This window comes from Adhaeribacter arboris, assembly GCF_003023845.1.
Taxonomy (GTDB): domain Bacteria; phylum Bacteroidota; class Bacteroidia; order Cytophagales; family Hymenobacteraceae; genus Adhaeribacter; species Adhaeribacter arboris.
Map to the genome: position 1 here is coordinate 2,009,967 of NZ_PYFT01000001.1, position 24,857 is coordinate 2,034,823.

Here is a 24,857-nt window from a genome sequence, read left to right on the forward strand (position 1 = left end):
ACTAGCAACTAACCACTATCAACCATCGACTACTAACAACTACAAAATGAATTATACTTCTATCTCCCATAGAACTCTGGGCGTTAATTTTACTCCTTTTGGCGAGGCTTCCGTAATTTTATGGGCACCGCTTTTAAAAGATGCTGCGATACAAGTTGTGGGGAAAGAAAAACTGCCGCTCCAGAAACAAGAGTATGGCTACTGGCAACTAATCACGCATCAGATCCAGCCCGGCGACCGGTACAAGTTTGTCTTAAACGGCGAAAAGGAGTTTCCTGACCCGGCTTCGCTGGCCCAGCCGGAAGGGGTTCATGGCCACTCCGAAGCCATGGATATTACTGATTTTCCCTGGACGGATTCCCAATGGAATAATATCCCGCTCGCCGATTATATCCTCTACGAACTGCACACCGGCACTTTTACCCCGGACGGTACTTTTGCTAGCTTGGCCGAAAAACTGGATTACCTGAAAGAATTAGGCGTAAATGCAATTGAAATAATGCCGGTAGCACAATTCCCGGGTTCCCGCAACTGGGGCTACGATGGCGTTTTCCCTTTTGCCGTGCAGCATTCCTATGGTGGCGCCCGTGGTCTGCAGCAATTAGTAGATATTTGTCACCAGAAAGGAATTGCGGTAGTGCTGGATGTGGTATATAACCACCTGGGACCCGAAGGAAATTACTTAGGCGCTTACGGCCCTTATTTTACCGACAAATACAATACGCCCTGGGGCAATGCTTTAAATTTTGATGATGCCTGGTGCGATGGGGTGCGCGAGTTTTTCATTCAGAATGTATTAATGTGGTTTCGGGATTTTCACGTGGATGCCTTGCGGTTAGATGCTGTGCACGCGATTAAAGATTTTAGCGCGGTGCATATTCTGCGGGAAATCAAAATACGCGTGAATCAACTAATGAAAAAAACCGGCCGCACGCACCACCTGATTGTAGAATTAGACTTAAACGACCCTAAGTTTATAAACCCCCTGGAAGAACAAGGCTATGGCATGGATGCCCAATGGATTGATGAGTTTCATCATGCTTTACGGGTTACGGCCACCGGCGAGCAAACCGGGTATTATTCTGATTTTTCTGGTATTGGTCATTTAGCGAAAGCTTACCAGGATGCCTACGTGTACGATGGACAATACTCGCCTCACCGTTTTAAGAAGTTTGGACTAAAAGCCGAAAATAATCCGGGACAGCAGTTTATTGTGTTCTCGCAGAACCACGACCAGGTAGGTAACCGCATGTTAGGCGAGCGTACCAGCGAATTAGTCAGTTTTGAAATGCAAAAGTTACTAGCGGGGGCGGTATTGGTAAGTCCGTATATTCCGATGTTGTTTATGGGGGAAGAATACGCCGAGCCTAACCCATTTCTGTACTTCGTTAGCCACACCGACCCGGATTTGGTAGAAGCTGTACGCAAAGGCCGTAAAGCCGAATTTGCCGCTTTTCACGCGCTGGGCGAAGCTCCCGATCCGCAATCCGAAGATACCTTTCACCGCTCCAAGTTACAATGGGATTTAATAACCCAGGACCAGCACCAGGTACTATTCCGGTACTACCAGGCTCTCATTTCTCTCCGCAAACAACATCCGGCTCTAAAGCAACTTAACCGGCAACAACTGGATGTCGTTTATAACGAAGACACCAAAACTTTACTCTTGCACCGCTGGCACGAAAATCAACACGTACTCTGCCTAATGAATTTTTCAAATGTCTTACAACCGGTAACCTTACCTACTTACGCCGAAAACTGGCAAAAGCTTTTCGATTCTGCTGACTTACAGTGGCGCGGGCCGGCCGGCACGCCTAATTCTATCACCAGTGGAAGGGCAATCTCGTTACAACCGGAATCATTAATTATTTACCGTAACGAATGACCCTTCCGGTCTAAAGGCCACTTCCTCTAAAAATAGCGCCGGAGAGGCCGCTTGTCGCATTAAAGGAAGTTATTCCGGTTAGCTACTTACTGGCATTGTTAGTTTTGGCTTTATCATCTAAATCATTTAAGAAGAATCTTTTAAAATTCTTTTCTGATTAATCGAATTAAATAGTACGTGTATAATAAATAACAAGCCTATCTACGCAGCTTATGCGGCCTTTCCTCCCCTGCTTTTAGGGAGGTGCCGCAGGCGGAGAGGTGAAAAATCAAAATTAAACTATGTATAACCCTGTCGCCACTTACCGACTACAATTTCATAAAGAATTTACTTTCCAGGATTTTGAAAAAATAATTCCTTACCTGCAAAAACTGGGAGTAAGTACTATTTACGCCTCCCCAATTCTGGAAGCTACTCCCGGTAGTACCCACGGCTACGACGGTGTTAATCCGCACCGCCTGAACCCGGAAATCGGGAACGAAGAGCAGTTAAAAGACTTAAGCAAAAAATTAAAAGAACACGGCGTGGGCTGGCTGCAGGATATTGTTCCCAATCACATGGCTTTTCATCCGCAGAATGCCTGGTTGATGGATGTGCTGGAAAAAGGGCCGCAGTCGGAATATGCCCCATTTTTTGATATAACGCAAACCAGCGATACCATGAAGGGCCGGCTAATGGTACCTTTCCTGGGAGCAACCTTGGAGGAGGTGATCCAGAATAAAGAGTTAAAAGTAGCCTACCACGAAGAACAGCAGCGACTGGTGTTACAATACTACAACAGTGCTTACCCTTTGGGCTTCCACTCCTACGAAACCATTCTGGAATATGGAGAACCCACCCAGGCTATTCAGCAAATTTTGGCTACCCTGGAGCAATTGCACCAAACCGAAGAAGCTACTTCCTATACCGCGGCTTTTACCGATTTTCAGCAACAACTGGCTGGTTTAATGAAGAATGAGGTCGTAAAATCTTCGATAGAAAAATCACTCGCGGAAATAAATAGTAACCCCGAAAAGTTAAAGAAAATTGCCGATGAGCAGACGTACCGTTTGTGTTATTGGCAGGAAACGGACCGACAAATTAATTACCGGCGCTTCTTTACCGTGAATGGCCTCATCTGCTTAAATATGCAGGAGCCGGAAGTTTTTGATACCTACCACCGGTACATTCAGGCTTTGCGCGAAGAAGGTATTTTCCAAGGTTTGCGCATCGACCACATCGACGGGCTTTACGACCCAAGTGGCTACTTAGAACAATTACGACAATCGACGGGCGAAGAAACCTACCTGATCGTGGAAAAAATACTGGAACCCGGTGAAGATATTCCTACCAACTGGCCCATTCAAGGAAACACCGGTTACGATTTTCTGTCGCTGGTAAATAACTTATTTACCCAAAAAAGCAGCGAAGAAGCTTTTACGCAATTTTACCACCAGTTGGTAGGGGAAGGAGCCGAGGTGCAGGAACAAATTCACGAAAAGAAGGCCTATATTCTGCAAGAACACATGGGTGGCGAACTCGAGAATTTGTATCAACTTTTCCAAGATTTAGACCTACTGGAAGAAAATTACCTGAATTCTGTGGAGCCAAATGTTTTAAAACAAACCATTGGCGAATTCTTGATACAGTGCCCCATTTATCGGTTTTACGACAATAAATTCCCATTATCCGAATCTGAAACAGCTGAGGTGAAAGAAGTTTTGAACCGTATTCAAAATGGTAAACCCGACTTGGCTCCTGCTGCCGACATGCTGGAAGAAATACTGCTGAAAAAACCATTAAAAGCCGACGCAGAATATAACCAACGGGTGCAAAAGTTTTACCAACGTTGGTTGCAGTTTAGCGGTCCGTTAATGGCCAAAGGCGTGGAAGACACGCTTATGTACACGTACCACCGCTTTGTGGGGCACAACGAAGTAGGCGACTCCCCGGAAGCTTTTGGCCATACGCCCGAAGAATTCCACGAACGCATGTTGGACCGACAAAAAAACTGGCCATTGAGTATAAACGCTACTTCTACCCACGACACCAAACGCGGCGAAGACGTGCGGGCCCGCCTAAATGTGCTCACCGACTTGCCGGAAGAATGGTTAAAAAAAGTTCAGGAATGGCAGCAACTCACCGCCGAATTAAAACAAGAAAATCAACCGGACAGCAACGATGAATATTTTATCTACCAAACAATAATTGGCGCTTACCCAATACTAAGCGAAGAAGAGGAAAACTTTGGTCCGCGCCTAGAAGAGTATTTACAAAAAGCATTGCGCGAAGCGAAAATAAATTCTAACTGGACCACTCCCAACGAAAAATACGAGCAGGTCACCAAAGCATTCGCGGTCAAATTATTAGATAAAAGCACTCCCTTTTGGCAAAGTTTCGAACCTTTTTATAAAAAAGTAGCTGATTTAGGTATTGCGAATTCATTAGCCAAGGTTTTACTAAAATTTACTTGTCCCGGTATTCCGGATACTTACCAAGGAACGGAATTATGGGATTTGAGTTTGGTAGATCCGGATAATCGCCGGCCGGTGGATTATGAGCAACGGAACCGCTACCTCGAAGAACTGGACGCTTACGATTTGAACAAACAGGAAGCTCTCTGGTCGGACTTATGGCAAAACCGCCACGATGCCCGCCTTAAACTCTGGCTAACGCGTAATTTATTGCTGGAACGCCGGAACAACGCCGATCTTTTTGCCAAAGGAAAGTATATTCCTCTGGCAGTAGAAGGCACTTACAAAGATAATGTTTTTGCTTTTGCGCGGCAGCATTTACGGACCTGGTACGTGGTGGCGGTTCCTTTGCATGTAGCCGCTATTTGCCAGGAGCAAGGGGTAGAGGTAGCTGCTATCGATTGGAAAGACACTAAAATTATTTTACCGAAAGCAGCCCCCGCCGATTGGCAAAATATGCTGCTCCGGACTTCAGGTAAATACGCCCACGAATTATCGGCGCAGGATTTATTTAGTGTATTGCCGCTGGCTTTGCTAAAATTACAAGCCGTAAACGAGCGCGGAGCCGGTATTTTGCTGCACATTACTTCCTTGCCCTCGCCTTTTGGTATTGGCGATTTAGGTCCGGAAGCCCGGCATTTTGCGAACTTCCTCCACCGTAGCAAGCAAAAATATTGGCAGCTACTGCCACTAAACCCCATTGAACAAGGTCAGGGTTATTCTCCTTATTCGTCCATCTCCAGCCGGGCCGGTAATCCCTTGCTTATTAGTCCGGAATTACTGGCGAAAGAAGGTTTATTGCCCGGCGTTGATTTGCACCAATATTATTTACCCCAAACCGGTTCCGTAGATTTTCAGGAAGCGCAGCGAGTAAAAGACGAAATTTTAGATCAAGCCTGGCAAAATTTTAAAGCCGGGGAATTTACTACCTTACAACAGCAGTTTTTGGATTACTGCCTGACCGAAGCGGCCTGGCTCGACGATTTTGCTTTGTATATGGTACTTAAAAGCCAAAACGGCGGCTCGGCCTGGTTCCAGTGGCCGGAAGAATTTAAACAACGGGAATTGAAAGCCCTGGCCGACCTGACCGAACAACACCAGGAAACCCTGGATAAAATTAAATGGGTGCAATTTATATTTGCAAAGCAATGGAAACGGCTGCGCACGTATTGCAATAACCGGGGCATTCAGCTTTTCGGCGACATGCCGTTTTATATTTCTTACGACTCGGTAGATGTTTGGTCCAACCCGGATATTTTTGCTTTGGACGAAGAAGGCAACATGACCGGCGTAGCCGGCGTACCACCCGATGCGTTCAGCGACGATGGCCAGCTCTGGGGAATGCCCGTGTTTAAATGGGACGAGTTGAAAAAACGTAACTATGATTGGTGGGTCGGTCGTTTACGCAAGAACATGGAATTGTACGATATAGTGCGTTTAGACCACTTCCGGGCATTTGCCGATTACTGGGAAGTTCCCGCCTGCGATACTACGGCCCGCAACGGCGAATGGAAAACCGGGCCGGGCACCGACTTTTTTACTTGCATGGAAAAAGAATTGGGCAGTCTGCCGTTTGTAGCCGAAGACTTAGGCGAAATTAACGACCTGGTACTAAAATTACGCGACGATTTTAATTTACCGGGCATGAAAATTCTGCAATTTGCTTTCGGCGACGAAATGCCGCAGAACGATTACATTCCGCATAACTACGGTAGAAACTTTATTGCCTACACCGGCACCCACGACAACAACACCGTGCTGGGTTGGTACCGCCAGGAAGGCCATAAATACCACGATCAAATGGAACATTACGTTGGCCGTAACCTCACCGAAGACGATATGTACTGGGTTATGAGCCGCTTAGCGTATGCCTCCGTCGCGAAAACTGCTATCCTGCCCCTGCAAGACGTATTAGGTATCGACGAACAAGGCCGCATGAACACGCCCGGCCAAGGCGAAGGCAATTGGGGTTGGCGTTTACTGCCCGGCCAGATTACTCCGGAAGCGGAAAATATTCTGAAAGAATGGACTTCGTTGTATAACCGGGGGTAACAAGTAATTCGTATTGTTAAAAAGCATCTTAACCAATAGCACAGGTTAAGATGCTTTTTGTTTTATATCAAATTCTATTTTCCTGAAAACACCCTAGATACATACTCCTTTTAAATTTTTAGAAATTGTTTCCTTTATTTTCTTTTTATTATTATCGGCTTTTAGTTTTCTTGCGAAGTTATATTAATACGTCGTAAACTTCACAATCCATGCAACATTCCATAAAATCCAGTCTGGTTATTGTTTTAACTTCGCTGGCTATTAGTTCTTTTATACTAGTTACCGAAAATAACGCTGAGCGCTACCCCATTCACTCAGCGGATTCTACTATCGTTGCGGATTCTACGCATACTCTTTTCGCGGCGGGAGCGCAACCCGAATTAATAGCCAAGCAGTTTAAATTTACCGAAGGACCAGCTGTGGATAAGCAAGGAAATGTATTTTTTACCGATCAGCCCAACGATAAAATTTGGAAATACTCTACGGATGGTAAACTGTCGGTTTTCATGGAAAAAACGGGCCGCTCCAATGGTTTGTACTTTGATAAAAAAGGCAATTTACTGGCTTGCGCCGACGAAAATAATCAGTTGTGGTCGATTAGTCCCCAAGGAAAAGTTACGGTGCTGGTGAAAGATTTAAAAGGGCAAAAACTAAATGGCCCGAACGATTTATGGGTACATCCGCAGAGTGGCGGTATTTACTTTACCGATCCGTATTACCAACGCGATTACTGGACCCGCAAAACGCCCGAAATAACCGGTCAAAAAGTTTACTTCCTGCCCAAAGGTAAATCCGAGCCCCTGGTAGCCGACGAAAATCTGGAACAACCCAACGGCATTATTGGCTCGGGTGATGGTAAAACCCTTTACGTAGCGGATATTAAAGCCAACAAAACGTATAAATACCAAATTGCCCCGGATGGCAAATTAACGAACCGCCAATTATTTGTAGAACAAGGCTCCGACGGCATGACGATAGATAACCAAGGCAACGTATACCTGACAGGTAAAGGTGTAACGGTTTACTCTCCTGCCGGCGAAAAAATAACCAACATTCCCGTACCCGCTGGCTGGACGGCCAACGTTACCTTTGGCGGTAAAGACCGCAGCCTGTTATTTATTACGGCTTCTGAGGCAGTTTTTAAATTACCCATGTTGGTAAAAGGAGTGCAGTAAAAAAACAAAATCGCGTAAAACTTATTTCCTTGTAATTTAATTAAAGCCTCCTCTTAAACTTTTTTGTCTGATTAATAGCACTTGGTTTATAAAATAGGGCTTAATAAAAAAGCGGGTTAGCATTTCTGCTAACCCGCTTTTTTATTAAGCCCTCGCGTGTATTTAATCGAGCGGTGAGCGGGAATTTTTTGTTAATTTAGCTTATTTCACCCGCAGCTTTAATTGATTTCCTTTCTTGTCGTTAATAGAAATTAAGATATCATCGCCGTTGCGGGTTATTTTAATATCTTCGGCCGCGAGCGGCAGATTAGGATGATCCCGGATAATAAAGGCTTTAATTTGCTCATCCGTCATGGTTTTAAAATCCGGCGAGGCCGGGTCGTTGCGGAACTTTACCTGCTCTTTTAGGCGGGTGTGGCGTTGCCCATCTTTCAGGGTTAAATCAAAACCGTAATTTCGGCCGGGTTTTTCGGGTAATTTAGTGGTAATCATACGTTGGCCGCTGGCATCACGAATAATATTAATGTCTATGCCGGTAAGACCTTGCTCCTGAAATTTGGCTTCCACCGTTTTCTTCAGGTCGGCATCCGAGATATGGGTAGCGTCCATTTCTATTCGCAGCAAATTTTCTAAGGCAGTTTCGTACAAAGGCTGTGAAGTTTGGTGGGTGATGGGCAAAACGGCCAGGTTCCGAACTCCGGAGATTTGCGCCAGGTTTTGTTGGTAATTTTGTACTACTTCTTTCTTTAAGGCGGGCAGAGTATAGGTATATTCCAGCGCAGGGTGACCATTTTGTTTCATTTTCTTTACTACCAATTGGTCTTCCTGCAACCAAGGCAGTTGATTAATGGCCGTAACTGTTGCTTCGTTCGGATCGTTTACTTCCCAGCGTAATACGGTTCCTATTGGTTCGTTTACTTCTACGGGGTAATTGCAGGCGCCCACCAGGCTTACTAAAAACAGAACGGTATAAGCTACCCGGAAAGTTGAACCAAATAAGAATAGCCTCAAAGCTAACCACCACGGTATGGCAGCTACCTTAGAATAATGCCGCTGACGCACCCAGGCCGCCGTTTGGGGAAAGGAGGCGGTGTAATCTACTTCCTGTAAGGTCTTAAAGTAAGTTTCCAATTCAGAGTTATTATCGGCGGCCGGAGAAAGCGGCGGCCAGCTTTTTGGTTTCATCGGTTAAATCTCCTGTATAATTTTGAGGGTTTACATTATTTTTTTCGGCGGCCAGAATCAATTCCTTTAACTTCTGGCGGGTACGGCTTAGCCGCGATTTAATTGCCGAAAGGCTATTTTCTTCCTGGATTTCGGCAATGTCGGGGATGGAAAAATTACCTAACTCAAACAACAGCAAGGCCGCTCGTTCTTTCGGTTTTAATTGTGCCAAGCCATGTAAAAGGCGGTTTTTTCGTTCGTTCGCGGGTTCGTCATTTTCCGGAAAAACCGGCGGCAGTTCCAATTGGGTTTCCGGCACGGTAGCCGGCAAGGGCAAGAAACGACGCCAAAACTTTTGGCGGCATTGCCGGTAAAAAGTGCGGGTAATAATTTTAAAATACCACGACTTAAACTTAGCCGGCTCGCGCAAGCCCGGCAGTTTTTCCAGAGCCTGCACCAGCGATTGCTGCAGCAAATCCTGGGCTTCGTCGGGATGGTGGCAGAGGGCACGGCAATACTGCAGGGCATCGCAGTAATGCGGCTGCAGCAAGTTTAAGAATTCATCCGGAGTTTGGGGCATAATTCTTTTCTTTTTATTTGCCTATTAGAGCCCGGAGTAATGGAAAAGTCGCAGAAGTTAGGAAGAATTTTTATGCTTGTTAGCGCTATATAAAAAACTTCTTTATTTCTGTATAATGCGTACATTTTGCGAAAGTGGTCTTCACCCCAGCCTAGCTGTTACACTAAGGCAGACTAAAGCAATGCTTTATGAATTCTAATCACGTCAATCCAAAGATTGGCTATCTTGTTAGTCATAAACTAGTAATGCTGCACCTAGCAGAGCTTACAAAATACAGCAACTGCTTTTAAATATTACCGCGTCGGTTGCAATTATTCCTTACCTTAGTCGGAAAGGATAGTTGGCTTTGCATGGAACAACCGAACATTGATTTACAAAATCGTTGGCAGCGTTTTTCTTTAATTTTGGCCGTGCTCACCCTGAGCATTGCTTGTATAGGATTGGCCGGCTGGTTTTTTCATTCACCTACCTTACGTCGGGGTTTTGGCACCAGCGGAACCATGAAATTTAACACCGGTCTTTGCCTTTTTCTGGCAGGGTTAACTTTAATTCTTCTCCATCTTCGGAAATTTACCTTTACCCGCCTGTTTGCTTTAAGCATTCTATTCCTTACCGTTATAACAATCCTGGAATATGCACTTAATCTGAACTTGGGCATAGACGAATTATTTTTACTGGATCCGGACACCGACCCCAAACTAGAGCCACCGGGTCGCATGTCGCTTCTAACAGCGGTAAATTTATTTGGTGTAGCTCTGTCGCTTTTGGCCCTATCTTACCGGAAATTTGGTCTGGCGCAACTAGTAACCGCCTTTTTGTTTATTCTATCTTACGCTACTTTTCTGGGGCATATTTTTGATATTACCCGTTTTTACAGCTTCGGCCGTTTCGCAACTATTGCGGGCCACACGGCGCTGGCTTTACTTTTTATCAACCTGAGTGTTTTACTATACCGTTCCGATTCGGGTTGGATGAAGACGTTTTCGAGCCCCTTTATGGGAGGTAAATTAGCCCGGCTTTCCTATAGTTATTTTATGTTGACAGTACCCGTATTTATGGGCATTTACCTGTACGGGTTAAAACAATGGCAATTTACTCCTGCGTTAGGTATTATTAATTCGTTTTTAATTATTTGCCTGATTACTATTCCTATTGCCTATATTTTCCTGCATCGCCTAAATAATTTAGATGCGGCCTTACAGCAAGCGAACCAAAACCTGCAAAAAACCAACGCTGATTTAGCCGGCCGTAATATTGAATTAAACCAAGCTTTAGAGGAAGTAAAAGCCGGTAACCAGGAACTCGCGACCTTGGCGCAGGAAATAAAGGTAAAAAGTCTGGCTCTGGAGAAGCGTAACCAGGAATTAACCCACCTTAACCAAGGCCTCGACGATGTGGTTTACATGACGAGTCACGACCTAAAAACCCCCATCCATAACCTGCAGGTCATCTTTGAAGAACTGCGGCAAGTAACCGCTAATCATTTACCTCCCGACGATCAGCAATTAATTACTATGGGCATAGATTCCGTGAGCCGACTAAAACGTACCATTAACGATTTAACGCAGATTATTCGGTCGCAGCAAACGAACACGGCGGCGGCCGAACTCGTTCTGATCGACCAGGTACTGCAGGAAATTCACCAGGAGTTAGATCGCGAAATTACGGCTACAAGTGCCCTAATAGAGTGGCAGTTATACACGAAAGAGATTGTATTTTCGCGCATTCATCTGCGCAGTATTTTGTTTAATTTACTCTCGAATGCTATAAAATACCGTTCCCCGGAGCGGGTACCCACCATAAAAATTCGCGTGGAAGCAATACCTGATGGCGTACAAATACAAATAACCGACAATGGATTAGGCCTTACCGAAGACCAGCAAGCTAAATTATTTTCCATTTTTAAACGCTTCCATAGCCACGTAGAAGGCAGCGGCGTGGGCTTGTACATTGTAAAACGGATCCTCGAAAATTACGGCGGAAGCATCCAGGTGAGTAGCAAAGCGGGTGTAGGCACTAGTTTTATCATTTTTATTCCGCAAAATAGTTAAGCTTTAAAATAAATAACCTACTTTTATTTCTTCTGCTTTTTACCAGTGTCTTACCTGTTTTTCCGCAAAAAAAAGCCTCCCTCCTTACCTTATTAAAGCCGGCAAATGGTACGATGCCGAGCAAAACGCCTTTTTATCTAATCAGGAAATTTTAATAAAGGGCAATATAATTCAGGCAGTAGGCCTTCATTTACAAGTACTTAAAAATACCCCAATACCGGAGGCGGGTTAGGCTACTGTAGTACCTGGGTTAATAGATGCCCATGCGCATTTATTAGCTTAGAAAAACTACAGATAAGATATATTAAGCGTTCAATTAAATATAAAACAACGGCTTGCCTTATGGCAGATTAAAAAACTGAATTAACCTTGCTACGCTAATCGGGAGCGCAATGTCGTTAAGTTAAGGAATGGTACTCTTCAGAAATTTTAACCAGCTACCGATTATCATTCCCAATCCCCTTCGAAGCTAACCTTGTAGGGAAAGAATTAAAAGTGTTTTTCAATTAAATGAAACCACTTTTTTCCTGTTTAACCAATTGTCAAAATCGGCTTTATTTTCATCTAATAGCAGATTAGAAACTTTTTCTTACAAGATTACTCCGAAGGGGTAGGGCCGTTAAGTTCTAAAAAATACTACTTCCGCGAGCGTCTACGCTCGTGAAGATTATCTGAAAGGCCGCTGGCCAGGCGAACAGATTGTCTCTTGAACGAGGCCCTGTACCTATTCCCACCGGCCAGAGGCCGGACGATGCGCAACACGAGCGAGGACACTCGCATTATACCAACTTTTACCAGTAGAACTTAACGACTCTACCTTCGAAGGAAACTTTTTTCACCTAATTTGCTTAACTTACTGGCATTGATCCGGAGATTGACTTTCCGGTAAATACATATAGCGCTTTGCTTACTCTACGTACCACAGAAAATAGAAAGAGAATCTAGTCTTATTTCTTCTGAAGTTTAGAATACAGCCAGGGATTGGTTTTTTCGTATTGTTCGGGATAGGTCCAATGGCCGGTTTCTAAGGCCAGGTATAATTCTTTGGGCGCTTTGATTACGTTATAGGCAGCGTACATAGAAGTAGGCGGACAAGTTTCGTCGTTGAAGCCCCAGGAATAACAACCCGGCACTTTCAGTAAGCGGGCAAAGTTTACCACGTCGTAATACTTAGAAGTTTCAATTTTATCTTTTTTACCGTTAAAGGCGTAATTTTCTTTACTGAACAAATGCGGCCAGCCGCCAGCCCGATCGTGTAAGTAACCGGTTAAGTCGCTCAAGGCCGGATAATAGGCTACCAGGTATTTTACGCGGTTATCTAAAGCGGCGGTAACAATGCTTAAAGCGCCTCCCTGGCTGCCGCCGGTTACTCCCAGGTTTTGCCCATCGAACTGCGGTAAAGTAAATATAAAATCATTGGCCCGCACGCAGCCCAAATACACGCGTTTATAATAATACTGATCTTTGTCGTCGAGGCCGTGGGTCCAGTAATTACGAAGGGCGCCCGCCATTAAATTATTGTACACGCTTGCCTCCATGGTAACCGGCACGCCGTGAATGCCAATTTCCAAGGTAATAAAGCCTTTTTCGGCCGCGGCCACATCACCGTTATACGGACGGGCACCCGCTCCCGGAACTTTCAAAATTGCCGGGTATTTTCCTTCTTTTTTTGGTACGCACAAGATGCCGTATACCCGGGTATTAAGCGCAAAATTTTGAATATTTACGTGGTACACATTTACCGTTTCGATGCAACGCTCGGGTAGCAAAGTCATGCGGGCATCCAGCGGAATTGCAGCAGCCTCAGCTTTGGCTTTGTCCCAAAACGCCTGAAAATCGGCGGGCACATTAGTCGTAGGTTCTATTTTCAAAGGGTCAAACCCGGCAGTAGCTAAACCAATGTATTCTTTCCCTTCTACGGTGGCAGTAGCCATACACCTTAGAAAGCCGGGCTTTTTTAAAGTTCCCCCCGCAACTACTTTGCTGCCGTTAGCCAGCGTTAAGGTTTCGGTTTTAGTGGCGGACATTTTTTCCGGCATAACCTCGTATTTTACTTTTACATTAGGCAAAGGATGGCCGTATTGTAACACGGTAATGGTAAATTTTACCGGTTCCCCGGTTTTATATTCCCAATTGGCGTGGTCAGGCGCCACTACTACTTTAACAATTTTTTCGGTAGGCTGCCCGGCGACACGCACGCACCAGAGCAGCAGCAAACAAAAACAGAGGTATTTAGAAAAGAAAGTCGAACGAGGTAATGTTTGGATCATAGATTTTTGAAGGTTAGCCAAATAAATTTCACAAATTAGGGGGCTTAATTTTCGTATTTTTCCCGGAAAGTTTTCCACCGGCATAAGATTACAACTATCGTTTACAATTAAAAGTAATTCCAAAAAATTTTCTTTTTAGCGATTAAGCGGCTATAGTTAAGAGAAACATATAACCGTAAATAGTAAAAATGGGATAAGATGAAGAATTACCCGGTTATGGTATAACTAAATAAAAGATTTGCCATACAATACCTAACTAAGTTAAAATTAGTTTCACTAGCCTCTTTTACCTAATTGGCGCCTGCGTTATTTTATCTATTCTGGCAAAAATTTCAAATTCTAAACTAAAATTATATTATTGCGGGTAAAATTTTAAACTAGCTAACCGGTAATGCTTGGCTGTGTCAACTTAACTGGCTTCTGATAGGATAATTCCCCAAAAGGCTCGTATATTTCCTCCTTTAATTTAAAGCCGGAAAATAAATTAGATAAATAGGAAATCTCCCTGGGTACTATGAACGCCGAATCAGAAAACATTTCTATTTCACCGCCCAAGAACATCTCGCATGAACAGTACCGCTTACTGGTGGATAGTATCACCGATTACGCTATCTTTTTACTAGATCCTACGGGCCGGGTAGTTTCCTGGAACCCAGGAGCGCAGCAAATTAAACAATACCAGCCCGAAGAAATTATCGGGAAACATTTCTCTACTTTTTATACGGCCGAGGCAAAAGCCAGCGATTACCCGGCGATGGAGCTAAGAGAAGCCCAGCGCTTAGGTAAGTTTGAAGACGAAGGTTGGCGCGTCCGAAAAGATGGCTCCGTTTTTTGGGCGAACGTTATTATCACGCCCATTTACAACGAGCAAAAAACCTTAATCGGCTTTTCGAAAATTACCCGCAACTTATCCGAAAGAAAAAAAGCAGAAGATGATTTATTTAAAGCCTACGAAGAATTAAAAAACAGCGAAGAACGCTTTCGGCTTTTAATAGAAGGCGTAACCGATTACGCCATATTTATGCTTGACCCGGCCGGTAACGTAGCCACCTGGAACGAAGGCGCCCGACGGCTGAAAGGTTACGAAGCGGCCGAAATTATCGGTAAGTTTTTTTCTAAATTTTATAGCCAGGAAGCCGTGCAAAGCGGTTATCCGGAGTACGAACTTAGTCGGGCAAAAGCCGAAGGCCGGTTTGAAGACGAAGGCTGGCGATTCCGGAAAGATGGCTCGGCCTTTTGGGCAAATACCGTATTAACCGCCATTTACAACCCGCACCACGAACTAATTGGTTTTTCAAAAATTACCCGCGACTTAACCGAGAAGAAGAGACTCGAACAGCAATTATTCCGGATTAACGAAGAACTAAAAGAAAGTGAAGAAAAAAGCCGCTTATTAATTAACAGCGTGCAGGATTACGCTATTTTAATGTTAAACCCCGAGGGCATAATCGTGAGCTGGAACGCCGGGGCCGAGCGACTGAAAGGGTACAAAGTTCAGGAAATTATAGGCAAACATTTTTCAATTTTTTATCCCCGCGAAGCCATTCAACAAGGATTTCCTAAATTTGAAATAGCCAGAGCCTTAGAATACGGTCATTTCGAGGACGAGGGCTGGCGCATCAAGAAAGACGGCACGGCGTTTTGGGCAAATGTAGTTCTTACGCCTATTTATAATTCGGCTAACCGGTTATTAGGCTTCGCTAAAATTACCCGCGATTTAACCGAACGCCGCCGCAATGAGGATTTAATGCAGAAAAACAAGGAATTAGCGCGAATTAATAACGACCTCGACAATTTTGTTTATACCGCTTCGCACGACCTGAAAACACCGATTACTAACCTGGAAGGTTTACTGGATGCCTTAACGGAAGAAATGGGTCCGGAAAAAGATATACACCAGGAAATATTAACTTTAATGCAAGGTTCTATTGTTAGTCTGAAAAAAGTAATAGACGATTTAGGAGACATTACGAAACTTCAGCAAGAAAAAGAAGCTCCGGAAACGGTAAACTTGGTGGAGCTAATCGAAGAAACCAAAGATAACTTACGTGAAATAATCAACACGAGTAAATCCGAAATAAAAGTTACGGATTTAGCTTTTGAAACCCTGGAATACTCCCGGAAAAATTTGCGGAGTATTTTGTATAATCTGGTGATAAACGCCATTAAATACGCCGACCCGCAAAGAACCCCGGCAATACTAATTCAAACATATTTTTCCAGCACCGGCGAATACGTGCTTTCGGTCGCCGATAATGGATTAGGTATTGCCGACACCCAACTCGATAAAATATTTTCTATTTATAAACGGGCGCATACCCACGTAGAAGGTTCCGGATTGGGCCTTTACTTAGTTAAAAAAATTCTGGATAACTCCGGCGACCGAATTACGGTGGAAAGCGAAGTGGGCAAAGGCTCGGTCTTTCAAGTGTACTTTAAACAAGAAATCTCCTAGTAGTAAAAATACCACTAGCAGGTATATAAGTAGCTTGCAACCATTTAAGGAGCCAAGGGGTCATATTAAAGAAAGGAAGGCGGAGCAGTAAAGTACTTGGCTTTTCCTAAGGAAGTATTAAAACTATACTTATATGAACCTGCATTTAATAAAAGTTTGCTTTTTAGGTGTAGCCGGAGCTATTTGTTTACTTAGCTCCTGCCAAAAAGATATGGTAGCTCCTGACCAAAACAATAATCCTAAAGTACGTCCGCTGGCTACCCAGGAAGTTAAAACTATTAGCAGCTCCAACGATTTTGCCTTCCGGGCCTTCGCTGCTCTTCGCGCGGTCGAAAGCGAGCAGAATTTGTTTATATCGCCCTTAAGTATTTCTTCGGCCCTGACCATGACCTACAATGGGGCCGATGGTACCACGAAAGAAGCCATGCGCCAGACCCTGGGCTTTGAACCCCAAACCGATGTTGAAATCAACCAAGCCTACAAAAGCTTAACGGAACTTTTGATAAACATGGATAAGAAAGTAACGCTTACCACGGCTAATTCTATCTGGTACGCGCAGCAATTTCAGTTGCAGGCTCCTTTTGTTCAAAATAATAAAACTTACTTTAACGCCACCGTACAGGGATTGGACTTTGCTTCGCCCAGCGCTAAAAATACTATTAACAATTGGGTAAAAGACTATACGCAAGGTAAAATCGCAAGCATTGTGCAAGAAATACGGCCGGAACACGTCCTGTTTCTGGTAAATGCGATTTACTTTAAAGGCACCTGGACGTACCCCTTTACTAAAAATTTAACGAAACCCGCTCCTTTCCGGAAAGAAGATGGCAGTACCGTTAATGTGGACTTTATGACCATGGAAAAAGGCCGCTACTTAGTCTACGAAGATGCCCAAAAACAAGTAATTGACCTGCCCTACGGTAACCGCCAGTTTAGCATGACCTTAATTGTTCCGAAAGAGCAAAATACCGTGCGGGATATTGCCGCTAACCTGAGCAGTTCTCAATTGGCTACCTGGTTAAGTAACGCCGACAGCACTAGCCTGGAGCTGCATCTGCCAAAGTTTAAGCTGGAATACAAAAAAGAACTAAGCGAAACCTTAACGCAACTAGGCATGGGCGAAGCCTTTAGCAACCAAGCTAATTTTAGCCGCATGTTAAGCAATTCTAATCAAGGCTTAGCCATTAGCGAAGTAATGCACAAAGCTTTTGTAGAAGTAAACGAAGAAGGTACAGAAGCAGCAGCGGCTACTTCCGTGGGTATTGTGGTTACCTCGCTACCGTCTATTATTCAGGTTAACCGGCCGTTTGTTTTCTTAATCCGCGAAAAATCTACGAATGCTATTCTCTTTATCGGCCAGCTAATGAATCCGCAATAACAGTTACCAATTAACATGTAAAAAAGTATAAACCTTAACATTAAGTGAGGTAGTTTATACAGATTATACTTATAAATATCATTCTCCTAACTATATTTAAATCTATTAGTCAGTCATAATACATTGATTATTGACTGGTAATTGGTAAATGATGTTTTATGAAAAAGTTTTTCGGTTGTTTTGCCGTACTATTATTTTTATCAAATTTAGGTAACCGGTCATTATTCGCCCAGAAGCGCCAAGTGCCGCTGTTTGCCAAACAAAACCTGGTAGCCTGGTGCATTGTACCCTACGACAGCGTTAAACGCACGCCCGAACAACGGGCGCAAATGCTGCAAGAGCTCGGCATTAAAAAGTTTGCCTACGATTGGCGCGACCAGCACTTACCCACCATGGCCCACGAAATTGCCACGATGCGCCAGGCTGGCATTGCGTTAAAATCGATTTGGTTTTGGGTAAACGGCAGCCCGGATCAGGTACTGGACAAAACAAATGAATTTATTTTAGAAACGCTTAAGCAGCAAAATGCCCGTACCGAACTCTGGCTATCTTTCAACGAAAAATACTTTGCCGGTTTAACCAACGAAGCAAAATTAAAAAAAGCCGTAGCTGCCGTAGGTTATATAAACAAAAGGGCGCAAGCCATTGGCTGTACGGTAATGCTGTACAACCACGGCGATTGGTTCGGGGAGCCGGAAAATCAGATTAAAATTATAAAAGCTTTGAGGACCAAAAATTTAGGCATGGTGTATAACTTTCATCACGCGCACGAACAGGTAAAAAACTTTCCTAATCTGCTAAAGCAGATGAAGCCTTACGTAACTACCATTAATATCAATGGCATGCGCACCGGCGGGCCTAAAATTTTACCTCTGGGAAAAGGCGATTTAGAAGAACAAATGCTAAAAGAAGTAAAAGCTTCGGGATTCTCCGGTTCATTGGGTATTATTGGCCACACCGAAAACGAAGACGTGAAACAAGTACTATTGGGGAACCTGGAAGGCTTAAAACAAATTTTACAAAACCTGGGCGAAACGGCTGCTTTACAAACGTATTAAAACCGCTCCGGCATCAATATTACTAAGACAAAATGCAGCATCTGCTGCTTGGCAAAAATTAAATTTTGTTAAGAAAATCTTTGTTTCCAGAATGCTGCTTTCAGAAATAAAGCTATTTATCTGCTGTTTTTCATTCCTCTGGGTGCAGGAAGTATTTTTCATTCATTTTCTTTGCCCTCCAATCTGCTAGTATTCCGGAAGGATAAAAAATTAACTTGGATTAATAAAAATTTAATTATACCTTAGTTTTACCCTAAGTGATTACCTGTATAGTACCAATTCTGCGGGTACTTTACAGGCTATTTTTAGCTTATTGAGCAACAGGCAATAAGATTTTACCAGCTTTTTTAGTATTAAACTGTTACAAACTAACATTCATCTTACTTAAAGCATGACGTAAAATAAACACTTATTTCAACAGCTTTTCCAGGAGGCATAAACCTTATTTCTGCTAAGTTTTACTGCTTTTTGGCGTATTCAAGCTGTTACCTGTTAGACCAAAACTAGCTATTTGTAAGTTACCAGAGCAGCTCTGGCTTACATGCTTTCCGCCCCTTTTACTTGATCTTCTTCCCGTTTCTGTCTGGTGCAGCAAGGCAGGTATTTGTTCGTGTACGGTTACCCAGTTAAACTTCCGGTTTTATATTTTATTGCTTAAGAATGTATTCCCTTTAGGCCGCAACACTGGTTATTTACTTAGTTAACCCCGTGAACAAGCTAAATTATCGGAGAAACACAGGCAGCGCCTAGCCGCTTATCTGAAAAGTATTTTTACTTCTATTTAAAAAAATTTAGTATTCATGAAAAAAGTAATTCAAAAAATTAGCCGTACTCCTCTGGCTGGAGTAGTCATTTTTTTGCTGGCATTTTTTTTAGTAATTTCTGGTTGCGACCGTACTCTGGACGAACTGGATAGTCAAGTTAAAAAACAAGGTTCGGGGTCGGATAAACAATTAGCCGAAGAGCCGGAAGGTTTAAAAGATTTTGCGTTAGTAAACCTAGTTGCCAATACCGATGGCGATGAATACAAAGCCAAACGCGTTGAACCTAAGCTGCAGAATGCCTGGGGCATTGCCTTTGGCGCTACCGGGGTACCTTGGGTAAATGCCACCAATACCGGCTTAAGTTTTATCTTTAATGCCGAAGGCGAGGAATTAAGAGCTCCCGTAGATGTTCCGTCCCCTACAAAATCGACGGGTGGTTTACCTACGGGCATTGTATTTAATGGTACAACTGATTTTAAACTGCCAAATGACGAGTCGGCGCGTTTTATTTTCTGCGGTTTAGACGGCGTGATATCCGGTTGGAACCAAGGAGGATCCGTTGAAGTAGTGGACCGCTCCAAAGAGGCCGGTTATAAAGGTGCCGTTTATACAGGTATTGCCAAAGCGGTGGCAGGAGGGAAAAATTACCTTTACGTGGCTAATTTTAGCATTAATAAAATAGACATATTTAATGCGGCGTTTAAACAAGGAAAAACAATCAATTTTAAAGATCCCAAATTACCGGCGGGTTATGCTCCTTTTAATATCCGGAACTTAGGTAATAAACTGTACGTGACGTACGCCAAAGTGGGAAAAGATGGCCGGTCTGAAAAAGGTAAAGGCAAAGGTTATGTTAGTGTTTACGAACCAAATGGTACCTTTATTAAGCGTTTTGCTTCCGGCGGAACTTTAAATGCTCCCTGGGGAATTGCCCGCGCTCCTAAAGGTTTCTTCGACGATGATCCTAAATACAGCTACCTGAAAGATGCCATTTTAATCGGAAACTTCGGGGATGGTTATATTAACGTGTATACTACCGATGGCACGTATGCCGGCCAATTAATGGACGACGATAAAAAACCAATTTCTATTGATGGATTATGGGAAATAACCTTCCCGCCCCGTACTGCTGCGGCCAATGTGGACCTGACTCGCCTTTACTATGCCGCTGGTCCGGATGAGGAAACGAACGGCGTATTTGGCTACATAACCCGGAAAAAAAGCGATGATATAGTGGCTAAGCGGTAGCCAAGTTTCATTACCTAAAGACTTAGCTGCTCCTGACTTAGAGCAGTATGATTTGATTAGCTGTTATATTTGATTTATTTAAGAGCCGATTCACATAAAATCTACCTTAATTTTACTGTTCCTCTTAATAGCACAAGCAAAAGCTTGTGCTATTTTTTTACCTTAACCTCAAATAAACCGGTAGTTTAACTCTTTGCTTTTTATTTCTCTTTTCAATCTTTTTTCTTCTTGACCTATCTCAAATCCGGACAGTAAACTGTTCGTAACCGCACACTTTTATTTTCTTGTTTAAGCCAAAAAGTGCTTCTAGTAAGTCAAATCAGCCTTTTTGGCAAATGGTAAAGTATTTGCTCAGCAAAAATAGATTTTATTGAAAGCTTACATATAATTGCATGAAACGAACGTACTTAGGCGAGTTTGAAGAAATTGTTCTGTTAACCGTAGTATTACTCGAAGGAAAAGCTTACGGGGTAGCCATTACCCATCAGATTATCGAACAAACCGGTCGTGCGGTGCGGCTGAACCAGGTGCACGCTGCCTTGCACCGTTTAGAAGAAAAAGGTATGGTAATTTCCCGCATGGGCGAAGCTACGGCCGAGCGGGGCGGGCGGCGCAAGCGCTTATTTACCATTACAGCCTACGGCGAACAAACTTTACTCGACATTCAAGCCATCCGCTCCCAATTAATAAGCTTACTGCCCCGGGCCCTTAAACCCAGTATCTCGCTATGAAAAAAAACCTACCTCCCGCTCCCCCGCAACCTCCCCGCTGGGCCGATAAATTACTCGCGTGGTTTTGTGCGCCGCACTTATTAGAAGAGTTACAAGGCGACCTGCACGAAGAATTTTATTTTCAGGCAGAACGCCTGGGTTACCGACGAGCTCGCTGGTTATACGTTCGGGAAGTACTCGGTTTTATGCGTCCGTTCGTGGTTAAACGCCAGCCTAATGCCTATACATCTATTTCTTATTCTTCCACCTCTTTCCTTCCATTGAGCATGATTAAAAACTACTTCACCATTGCCTGGCGCAACCTTTGGCGCAACAAAGGTTACACTACCATTAACGTTGCCGGCCTCTCCGTTGCCTTCTGTATTTGCGTATTTTTATTTCTAACGGCTTATTTGCAACTAACTTTCGATGCTTTTCATCAGGATAAAGACCGCATTTTTCAAACGTATTTCTTTGCCAATAATCCTGATAGAATTACGCGCACCGGTAATATGCCGTTACCACTTGCTCCGGCTTTAAAATCAGAATACGAAGAAGTAGAAGCGGCGACCCGCGTTTTAACGAGCCGGCGAAGTTTAATAACCTACCAAGGCAAGCATTTTGACAAGGACGTAGTTTTTACTGATCCGGATTTTTTAAAAATATTTTCTTTTCCGCTAATCCAGGGTAACCGGCAAAATGCTTTAAATAATAACAGTAGTATTCTGATCAGCCAAAGTGTGGCTCAGGCCATCTTCGGGACCGAAGATCCGATTGGTAAACTTTTACAAATTACCACGGAAGGTAAACAAAAAGGATATTTAGTAAGCGGCATTCTGGCAGATGCTCCTTATAATTCTTCCATCCGGTTCGATGCCCTCGTCCGAATCGAAAATTCTCCCCATTACCTTTCCAACCAAACCAACTGGACAGCAAACTCCCACCAGGTATTTGTAAAATTAATTCCGCAGGTAAATCAGGCCACGTTTGAAAAACGGCTAAAACTATTTACTCAAAAGTACTTAGCGGAATATCTGCAGAGTTTGCAAAAAAAAGGCGCCAAACCCGATAGTAGAGGCGATATTTTTACCGTACGGTTACAACAACTTTCCCAGGTGCATTTTGATACCGCCATCTCCAACGGGCCGCCCATTGCTATTATTTACGCGCTGCTGGGCATGGCTTTTTTCATTTTATTAATTGCCTGCATCAACTTCATTAATTTAAGTATTGCCCGTTCTTTTACCCGGGCCAAAGAAGTAGGCGTACGCAAGTACCTGGGAGCTTTAAAAAGCCAGCTTTTTGTGCAGATATGGAGCGAATCGGCCTTAATTTGTTTCATGGGGTTTGCTATTGGGGGCATTTTGGCTCATTTACTTTTACCGGAATTCAACGCCACCTTCGATACCCGGCTCCAGTTAGCTCATTTGCACCAACCCGGATTTTTAGCTTGGCTGCTGGGCATATTTATTTTAATAACTTTTATAGCGGGTGGGTATCCGGCCTGGTTAATGGCCCGGTTTAACGCTGTAGCCGTTTTAAAAGGAAAAATATCGCTTAAAAAGCCCGGGTTCTTACGTAATTCTTTGCTGGTTTCGCAGTTTGTCATGTCTTGCCTTTTAACCTGCTGTACCATCATCGCGCTGCAACAAGTAAAACACCTCCGGACTAAGCCGCTTGGTTTTGAAAAAGAACAGGTAATTAGCATCCCGGTAGGCACCCTGGCCGATGGCCGGCAAGTTTTGCAGCGGATGCGCAATAAACTGGCAAATGATCCTACTATTCTGGCCGTAACGGGTACGAGCGTAAACCTGGGAAGGGGCAAAGACCACGTTAGTTCCCGTTCCACCATGGGCCTAACCTATAAAGGCAAAGAAATTTCCTCGGACATGCTCCTGATTGATTATGATTATTTAAAAACTTTACAAATTCCGCTTTTAGCTGGCCGGGATTTTAATCGGTCTTATCCCGCCGATTCGCTGGACCGGGTAATTATCACCCAAAGTATGGTTGAAATGCTCGGCGAGAAGCAACCCGTAGGTACTTTTATTAAAGATGATGCCGACACCACGGGCGGCAAAATGCAGGTTATTGGCGTAGTGCCCGATTTTCATTTATATTCTGCCGCCGAAGAAAAAAGACCAATCATGATGCATTTCTCTCAATCAGAACCAATCAATTACCTATTTGTGCGGGTATCGCCGCAAAGTTTAAAGAAAGCCATGAACAAGCTGCAGGAAATATGGCGGGAAGTAGCGCCCGGTTCGGAGTTTACCGGCTCGTTCCTCGACGAAAATATTGATGCCTGGTATCAGAGCGAAGAAAAATTAGCCCAGATCTGCAGTTTAGCTTCGGTTATTGCCATTATTTTATCTTGTTCCGGATTATTTGCCGTGGCCTTGCTGCTAATGGAACAGCGTACCAAAGAAATAGGTATCCGCAAAGTACTGGGCGCCAGCGTAACCGACATTTTATTTATCTTGTCCCGGGATTTTGTAAAAATGGTACTGATAGCCTTAACTATTGCTATACCCTTGGCTTGGTTTGGGATGCACCAATGGTTGAATAATTATACGTACCGAATTGAAATCAGCGCCTGGGTATTTGTAGGCGTTGGTTCGGCCGCAATTATTCTGGCCTTACTTACGGTTAGTTTCCAGAGCATAAAAGCCGCGTTAATGAATCCGGTGAAAAGTTTAAAAACGGAATAATCCAGGTAAATACTTTTCTATCCCGATAGCTACAGCATACTTCCGGAGACCGGCTTTTGGTAAGCCGGTCTCCGTTTATTTTCTAACTATTATCTTCGGTATCCTCGTCGGTATCGTTGGTGATTCCATCTATGGAATCGTCTACTCTATCGCCCCCGGCCACCTGGTCGCTTTCAGGATCAGCGTCGGTTGCAGAGGTGGTATTGCTGTTGCGCAAATCTTCATCATCCCGGTTATAAGTTACATCGGTCTCAGCGGTACTTTGCTTTCGCTGATCAGATTTAGTGTCTTTTTCTTTATTTTCTTCCATAGTTTTATTTAGTTGTTAGTTTGTCTCATTTCGCCGGAGGGCTTATCTCCTTACGATATTAAAAACGGCTGGTTGAAGGAAGAAGGTAATTAAAAGAAAAATGACGGTGAGAGCTGTAGTGCTATTTGTTGCTTTCAATCTAATAAATACGGAAGAAATGAAAAATGGCTGTTGCAGTATCCGGTGGTTACGTAAATAACTTTCCGGTAATCAAAGAATTTCTTGCGTTTCGAGCCAGAATCTACGTAAAGCATCAATCTCTTCAAATTCCAATGATTCTTCCGCCTCCGTTCTGGTTCTTCCGTCGTCCACGTAGGTAAATCGGCGACTGGAGCCCTCCTCTGGTTTTATGTTAAAGTCATAAGTGGTAGAACCCGTTTTAGTCACGGAAACATGACTACCATTTTCTAAGGTAAATTCGAGCGGAAAGTGTTTTGTCATAAAAATTAGAATTTAAAATAGTTTGGATAAACGCAATGAAAATTCAGTGGATTCACTATAACGGTAGTGCCAAAAGGTAGAATTGGACAAGGAAAACAAATTAAATCCATGCTTACCCTTACGTATTATACGTATTTAACCCCGCTTAGATA

Annotated in this window: 16 protein-coding genes; 10 read left to right on the forward strand and 6 right to left on the reverse strand. The window is 43.6% G+C overall.

Features of this window, described 5'->3' with window-relative positions; genetic code table 11:
- The first annotated feature begins 46 nt into the window (after nt 1-46).
- The 3 genes from treZ to AHMF7605_RS08275 all read left to right on the forward strand — a co-directional run bounded on the left by treZ (nt 47) and on the right by AHMF7605_RS08275 (nt 7,565).
- Nucleotides 47-1,885: a malto-oligosyltrehalose trehalohydrolase gene (gene treZ / locus AHMF7605_RS08265; protein ID WP_106928221.1), complete on the forward strand. Its 1,839-nt coding sequence runs from the start codon at nt 47-49 to the stop codon at nt 1,883-1,885.
- Nucleotides 1,886-2,166: 281 nt separating this feature from the next.
- Nucleotides 2,167-6,390: a malto-oligosyltrehalose synthase gene (treY, locus tag AHMF7605_RS08270; RefSeq protein ID WP_106928223.1), complete on the forward strand. Its 4,224-nt coding sequence runs from the start codon at nt 2,167-2,169 to the stop codon at nt 6,388-6,390.
- A gap of 209 nt (nt 6,391-6,599) precedes the next feature.
- A complete protein-coding gene (locus tag AHMF7605_RS08275; protein ID WP_106928225.1) occupies nt 6,600-7,565 on the forward strand; it encodes an SMP-30/gluconolactonase/LRE family protein in 966 nt (321 codons plus the stop codon).
- Between the two features lie 201 nt (nt 7,566-7,766).
- Here AHMF7605_RS08275 and AHMF7605_RS08280 read toward each other — a convergent pair whose 3' ends face one another.
- A complete protein-coding gene (locus AHMF7605_RS08280) occupies nt 7,767-8,750 on the reverse strand; it encodes a hypothetical protein (protein WP_106928227.1) in 984 nt (327 codons plus the stop codon).
- On the reverse strand, nt 8,707-9,309 hold the full coding sequence (locus tag AHMF7605_RS08285; protein ID WP_106928229.1) for an RNA polymerase sigma factor: 603 nt from the start codon (nt 9,307-9,309) through the stop codon (nt 8,707-8,709). Before AHMF7605_RS08285 ends, AHMF7605_RS08280 begins: the two co-directional genes overlap by 44 nt.
- A 350-nt stretch (nt 9,310-9,659) precedes the next feature.
- Between AHMF7605_RS08285 and AHMF7605_RS08290 the strand changes: the two genes are divergently transcribed.
- On the forward strand, nt 9,660-11,360 hold the full coding sequence (locus tag AHMF7605_RS08290) for a sensor histidine kinase (protein WP_106928231.1): 1,701 nt from the start codon (nt 9,660-9,662) through the stop codon (nt 11,358-11,360).
- A gap of 947 nt (nt 11,361-12,307) precedes the next feature.
- Here AHMF7605_RS08290 and AHMF7605_RS08295 read toward each other — a convergent pair.
- The gene (locus tag AHMF7605_RS08295; RefSeq protein WP_106933398.1) at nt 12,308-13,630 is read right to left on the reverse strand and encodes an acetylxylan esterase; all 1,323 of its coding nucleotides are present in this window, start codon (nt 13,628-13,630) and stop codon (nt 12,308-12,310) included.
- A gap of 514 nt (nt 13,631-14,144) precedes the next feature.
- Here AHMF7605_RS08295 and AHMF7605_RS08300 point away from each other — a divergent pair.
- The 3 genes from AHMF7605_RS08300 to AHMF7605_RS08310 all read left to right on the forward strand — a co-directional run bounded on the left by AHMF7605_RS08300 (nt 14,145) and on the right by AHMF7605_RS08310 (nt 18,521).
- A complete protein-coding gene (locus AHMF7605_RS08300) occupies nt 14,145-16,085 on the forward strand; it encodes a PAS domain-containing sensor histidine kinase (protein ID WP_106928233.1) in 1,941 nt (646 codons plus the stop codon).
- 133 nt (nt 16,086-16,218) lie between these two features.
- Nucleotides 16,219-17,463 carry a serpin family protein gene (locus tag AHMF7605_RS08305; RefSeq protein WP_106928235.1) on the forward strand — a complete coding sequence of 415 codons (1,245 nt, stop codon included), beginning with the start codon at nt 16,219-16,221 and terminating at the stop codon, nt 17,461-17,463.
- A gap of 158 nt (nt 17,464-17,621) precedes the next feature.
- A complete protein-coding gene (locus AHMF7605_RS08310; protein ID WP_106928237.1) occupies nt 17,622-18,521 on the forward strand; it encodes a sugar phosphate isomerase/epimerase family protein in 900 nt (299 codons plus the stop codon).
- Here the strand turns inward: AHMF7605_RS08310 and AHMF7605_RS29665 are convergent.
- A complete protein-coding gene (locus AHMF7605_RS29665; RefSeq protein WP_158267478.1) occupies nt 18,507-18,683 on the reverse strand; it encodes a hypothetical protein in 177 nt (58 codons plus the stop codon). The two genes, AHMF7605_RS08310 and AHMF7605_RS29665, sit on opposite strands and share 15 nt — an antisense overlap.
- A gap of 638 nt (nt 18,684-19,321) precedes the next feature.
- Here AHMF7605_RS29665 and AHMF7605_RS08315 point away from each other — a divergent pair.
- The 3 genes from AHMF7605_RS08315 to AHMF7605_RS08325 all read left to right on the forward strand — a co-directional run bounded on the left by AHMF7605_RS08315 (nt 19,322) and on the right by AHMF7605_RS08325 (nt 23,954).
- Nucleotides 19,322-20,533, forward strand: coding sequence for a TIGR03118 family protein (locus AHMF7605_RS08315; protein WP_106928239.1), 1,212 nt, complete (start codon nt 19,322-19,324; stop codon nt 20,531-20,533).
- A 392-nt stretch (nt 20,534-20,925) separates the two neighbouring features.
- Nucleotides 20,926-21,264: a PadR family transcriptional regulator gene (locus AHMF7605_RS08320; RefSeq protein WP_106928241.1), complete on the forward strand. Its 339-nt coding sequence runs from the start codon at nt 20,926-20,928 to the stop codon at nt 21,262-21,264.
- The gene (locus AHMF7605_RS08325; protein ID WP_233218982.1) at nt 21,261-23,954 is read left to right on the forward strand and encodes a permease prefix domain 2-containing transporter; all 2,694 of its coding nucleotides are present in this window, start codon (nt 21,261-21,263) and stop codon (nt 23,952-23,954) included. The genes AHMF7605_RS08320 and AHMF7605_RS08325 overlap by 4 nt, the downstream gene beginning before the upstream one ends.
- Before the next feature lie 82 nt (nt 23,955-24,036).
- Here the strand turns inward: AHMF7605_RS08325 and AHMF7605_RS08330 are convergent, their stop codons facing one another.
- Together AHMF7605_RS08330 and AHMF7605_RS08335 are read right to left on the reverse strand one after the other, a co-directional pair.
- A complete protein-coding gene (locus AHMF7605_RS08330) occupies nt 24,037-24,264 on the reverse strand; it encodes a hypothetical protein (RefSeq protein ID WP_106928243.1) in 228 nt (75 codons plus the stop codon).
- A 210-nt stretch (nt 24,265-24,474) separates the two neighbouring features.
- Nucleotides 24,475-24,705 carry a hypothetical protein gene (locus tag AHMF7605_RS08335; protein ID WP_106928245.1) on the reverse strand — a complete coding sequence of 77 codons (231 nt, stop codon included), beginning with the start codon at nt 24,703-24,705 and terminating at the stop codon, nt 24,475-24,477.
- Between the last annotated feature and the right edge of the window lie 152 nt (nt 24,706-24,857).